This window comes from Serratia sp. A07 (assembly GCF_058725505.1).
In genome coordinates, this window is sequence record NZ_JBZXDO010000113.1 from 1 (window position 1) to 2814 (window position 2814).

The following is a 2814-nucleotide window of genomic DNA, read 5'->3' on the forward strand; positions in this document are numbered from 1 at the left end:
CTCAACCTCGCCGGCTATCGGCTGGTTGATACCGGCAACATCCGTCTCGACGTGCAAACGGCACTTGCCGGCAGCGTCGTCGGGGCGGGCCGGCGTTATGGCACTGCCCTTGCCGCTCCCGCGCGGCCGGGGGATGCTGCCGCCAAGCCTGCACTGACCGGTGGCGTCGTCCATGCGGTATCGCAGGTGCCGGTCGGGCAGGTGAGCTGCAGCAGCCCGCGCTGCTATCCCGAACCCGCGTCGGCGTTTCGCCGGCCCGATGGCGTGGCCCGCATCTGGATAGCCCCCTACGTTTCTCCCGATGACAACGTCCATATGGGCGAGGTCGTTTATACCGTCACCAAGCCTGCCAACTGGCACGGCGTGTTGTGAGGTCTGATGCATGAAGTTCGACCTTTCCGGATTGAAGTTCAACCCGCTCAATATTATTGACGATGTCGCCAGCATCCTCGGTGACAAGGAGACCGTGCGCGAGACCCAGAAGATGCTGGATGATATGGATTACCCCCATATCCGCGACCTGCTGCCGTTCGCCGACTACATGAGTGAAGAGAAAATCTTCATCAACAAGGGCTCCATCGGGTTTGTGCTCGAATCCCAACCCCTCATCGGGGCCAATGAGCAGGTGGTCAACAGCCTGGAGGCGCTGTTGCAGGAGTCCGTGCCGCGCGGCACGCCCCTGCAGGTGCTGATGGTCAGCAGCGGGGCGCTGCAGGAGCAGATTGACTATGGCCTCAAGGACTTCGGCTGGAGCGGGTACCGCGCGGACGAGTGCAACGACATCAACCGGCGCTTCGCGCTGCATGGCGCCCGCCACGGTTTTCCCAACGGGCTCGGGCACCCGCTGACGCTGCGCGACTATCGGCTGTTTTTCACCTGGGCGCAGAAAGTTCGCCGGGTGACCGAGGCTGACATTATCCATGTCAAGGACGTGCGGCGAACCCTTACCAACGCTCTGGTGGCGGCCGATATCTACACACAGCCGGCGTCGGCTGACGATGTTATCGGCGTGATGCGTGAACTCTGCAATCACGATGTGACGCGCCTTCCGAGCTATGAAAAAGCGTACGACCCGCAGTCCGACCTGACAGCGCAGATGGTCGATAACAGCACCTCGTGGCTGGTCAAGCCCGGGTATATCCGGATATCGGGCACGGATGAGCAGGCGCGGGATTTCTCCAGCCGCATGGTCAGCATGAATCTCGACCGCAACCCGCATGAGCACTATCTGTGGCAGAACGGCAATCTTCTCGCCGACCTGGCATCGCCAACCAGCAGTATCCAGTGTCCGTTCCTGTTCAGCATGGTACTGGTCACCGACGAGCAGGTGAAAAGCCAGGGTGAGGCCAGGAACCGCTTCCTGAGTCTCGACAGTCGCGTCAACACGCCGTATGCCAGGTATATCCCGGGCGTGGTGCGCCAACATCAGGAGTGGAAAGGTCTGCGGACCGAGCTGGACGCGGGGCGCACGGCGCTGACGCGCTACTTTTATGGGCTGACCTTCTTCTGTGACGATGACGACGACGTCATGTCCAGGCAGACAGAAAACACCAAGAAGGCCTTTGCCCGCCAGGGGGTGAAGATGGTGCGCGCCGACTACATGCAGGTGCGCAACCTGCTGGCGACGCTGCCGTTCACCATGGCCGACGACAAGCTGTGGCGCGACCTCAACCGCACCGGCGCCACGCAGCGCGCGGAGTGCTTTCACGCCGCCAATCTGATGCCGGTTATCGGCGACAACAAGCTGTCACCCGCCGGGATACTGCTGGCAAGCTACCGTAATCAGGTGGCGTTCCTCGACGTGTTCGACGAGAACCTGCCCAACGTCAATTACAACTGGTACCTCTCCGGTACTTCCGGTGCCGGTAAATCGGTGCTGGCCCAGGCGCTGGCGCGTCAGGTCAGCGACAGTGGCGGCTACGTTGCCATCACCGATATCGGTGACTCCTACAAGGCGTTCTGCAGCAGCATCGGTGGCGACTACATCAACGGTGAAAACCTGCGGTTCAACCCGTTCGCCAACGTCACCGACATCAAGCTGGCCGCGGAGCGCATACGCGACCAGCTGTGCATTCTGGCCAGCCCCAGCGGCTTGCTGGATGAGGTGCACGAGTCCCTGATGATGGAGGCCATCACCGAACAATGGCCGGAATATCAGCAGGGCATGCGCATCGACCATGTGGTGGATTACCTCAAAAAGCGCCAGGGTGACGTGGCGCGGCAAAGCGGTCTGCAGATAGCCGGGCGTATCGACGAAATGGTCACGCTGCTCAACAAGTACACGACAAAAGGGGTTTACGGCGAGTACTTCAACAGTGACCAGCCGACGCTCGGCCACGACCTGCGCTTTGTGGTTACCGAACTTGGCGACCTGCGAAGCCGCAGCGACCTGCTGTCGGCCGTGCTGTTCACGCTGATGATTTGGTCGGAGAACCTGATGTACTCAACGCCGCGCAACCTGCGCAAGATGAGCATCATCGATGAGGGCTGGAAGCTGCTGGGCGGGTCGAACGTCAAAATCCGCGAGTTCATCGAAGAGGGCTACCGAACGGCCCGCCGTCACAACGGCTCCTGCGGCACGGTGACCCAGTCCATCCGCGACAAAAACCTCAGTACCGCCTCGCTGGCCGCCTTTGACAACAGCTCCTACAAGTTCACCGGCAAACAGAATGCCACGGCCTTCGCCATGTTTGAAAAGGAAGAGCCGAACGCCTTCTCTGAGCACGAGTGGGCACTCATCAAGAAGTTTCCGGCCGCGGGCAAGGCCAAGTACAGCTCGTTCCTGGTCAGCATCGAAGAGTCCAGCAGCTTCCA

Annotated in this window: 2 protein-coding genes; both read left to right on the forward strand. The window is 61.0% G+C overall.

Features of this window, described 5'->3' with window-relative positions:
• Positions 1-372 (forward strand): TraV family lipoprotein (locus AC4PR2_RS28245; RefSeq protein WP_492175963.1); only part of this gene is annotated, 372 nt, incomplete at its 5' end.
• 10 nt (positions 373-382) lie between these two features.
• A partial coding sequence (traC, locus tag AC4PR2_RS28250) for a type IV secretion system protein TraC (RefSeq protein ID WP_492175964.1) occupies positions 383-2814 on the forward strand: 2432 nt, incomplete at its 3' end.